The sequence below is a fragment of the Streptomyces torulosus genome (assembly GCF_001419765.1).
GTDB lineage: Bacteria > Actinomycetota > Actinomycetes > Streptomycetales > Streptomycetaceae > Streptomyces > Streptomyces torulosus.
Map to the genome: position 1 here is coordinate 1 of NZ_LIRK01000278.1, position 1,891 is coordinate 1,891.

2 protein-coding genes are annotated in these 1,891 nt (G+C 74.4%); one reads left to right on the plus strand and one right to left on the minus strand.

All coding sequences use genetic code 11. From position 1 onward, the window contains the following. Window positions 1-221 precede the first annotated feature (221 nt). Window positions 222-1,475 (minus strand): sensor histidine kinase, encoded by a 1,254-nt coding sequence (locus tag AOK23_RS20140; RefSeq protein ID WP_055714095.1) that lies wholly within the window; start codon window positions 1,473-1,475, stop codon window positions 222-224. A gap of 178 nt (window positions 1,476-1,653) precedes the next feature. On the opposite strand from AOK23_RS20140, the gene AOK23_RS20145 reads away from it, so the two are divergent. Next, window positions 1,654-1,857, plus strand: coding sequence for a hypothetical protein (locus AOK23_RS20145; RefSeq protein WP_055714094.1), 204 nt, complete (start codon window positions 1,654-1,656; stop codon window positions 1,855-1,857). Window positions 1,858-1,891 lie beyond the last annotated feature (34 nt).

A 1,891-nucleotide genomic window follows, 5' to 3' on the forward strand; every position in this document is an offset into this window, starting at 1 on the left:
TGCCGCCGCAGCCCGGCCCGTAGGGCGACGGGCCGGGCTGCGGCGGCACATACGGGCCGGGGTACGGCGGCGGGGAGTACGGTCCTCCGTTCGGTGGTCGGAGCGGCTGATACGGATCGTGTCCCCCGAAACTCACGCTGCTGTCCCCTCCGAGGTGCCCGGTGCCGAACGCGTCGACTGGCCATCATGGTCGACTCCCTGGCGGCGCGCACACCCCGTTCTCAGACCCAGGGCAGCCAGGCCCGCACCTCGAAGCCGCCGTCCGCCTCGGGGCCGTGCTCCAGGCGGCCACCGGCGAGGGTGGCCCGCTCGGTCAGGCCGATCAGCCCCTGTCCGGAGCCGGGGACGGGCGGGACCTCCCCCGGCGGCGCGGGATTGCGTACGCGGACGGTGAGTCCGTCGGCCGGGGCGCCCGCGACCGTGACGGTGACCTCGGCGCCGGGCGCGTGCTTGCGGGAGTTGGTGAGGCACTCCTGGGCGATGCGGTACGCGGTGCGGCCCACGGAGGCGGGGACGGCGGCGGGGTCGGTGACGTGGTTGTCGAGGACGACCTTCATGCCGGCCACGCGGGACTCGGCGACGAGCGCGTCCAGCGCGGCGAGTGTCGGCTGGGGGCGTCCGGCGTCGTCGGAGTCGCCCGCGCGCAGCACGCCGATGATCTCCCGCAGGTCCTGGAGGGCCTCGTGGGCGCTCTCCCGGATGACGCCCGCCGCGCGGACGATCTCCGCGCGGGGCGCGTCGGGCCGGAACTCCAGGGCTCCCGCGTGCACGCTGAGCAGGGTCAGCCGGTGGGCGAGGACGTCGTGCATCTCGCGGGCGATGGCCTCGCGGGCCAGGCGCTGCGCCTGTTCGGCCCGCAGGGCGGCCTCCGTCTCGGCCCGCCGGGCGCGGTCCCGGAAGCTCAGCATGAGCTGTCTCTTGGAGCGTACGAACATGCCCCAGCCGACGATGGCGCCGGTGAGCACGACGGAGAGGAAGACCGCACCCAGGTAGGAGAGGTCCGGGTCGGGGCGCAGCCAGTAGAAGACCGGGTTCAGCAGCAGCGCGGTGCCGGCCACCCAGGCCACGTACCGGAAGGGCCGGTGGACGGTGAGGGTGAAGAGGGCGACGAGGCCGGCGCCGCCCGCGGTCGCCGACACGAAGCAGACCGGGACCATGGCGACGGCGAGCCCGGTCGGCCAGCGTCTGCGCAGCCAGACCGCGGCGCAGGCGAGCGCGCCGAGCACCTGGTCGAGGACGGCGTAGGCGTCGGGGAGGGCGACCTCCTTGCTCACCGTGTCCACGCCGAGGAGGCCGATGCCCACCGCGAACAGGAAGCACATGAAGTCGACGACCCAGTCGCGCGCGGTGCGCCGGGGTCGCCGCTCCGGCCGCCCGGTGCCGGGGTCCTGGGCGGGGTCGAGGAGAGCCGACGGCAACAGCCAGCGCCGCCCGGGAAAGGCCGGTGGTTCGGGCACCGGTTGGTCACCACTCACGGTCGACAAATCTACGCAGAGTCGGCCCCCGTCGGCGCCTTCCGCCGGGGATCGCGACCAAAGTCGCGACCTCGTCGACTTTCGGCGGCCGGGCGCCGTACGGATCGGTACCGCGGTCGATCGGGCAGGGCCCCGTGGCCGATGGGCGGGAGGGGTCCGCGGCGCGAGGATCCCTGTCATGAAGCAGTTCCTGGAGTTCCTCGGGTTCCTCGCCCTGCTGCAGGGCTCGGGCGGGCTGGTCTACGAGCTCACCGGCAAGCTGCGGTGGGGGGTGACCCAGCGGTGGGCCGTCCTGGACGGCTACGAGCTCTACGTGAGCATCGCCCTGATCGTGCTGGGGCTCGCCCTGTTCGCGGCGGCCGACAGCCGGAAGGCCAGGTGACCCCGGGGCCCGTCGGGCCGTCCGTTCCGGTGGG

What these genes read in the sequence shown, in the direction of transcription:
- AOK23_RS20145 (WP_055714094.1), top strand. Translation starts at nt 1,654, where the DNA reads ATGAAGCAGTTCCTGGAGTTCCTCGGGTTCCTCGCCCTGCTGCAGGGC.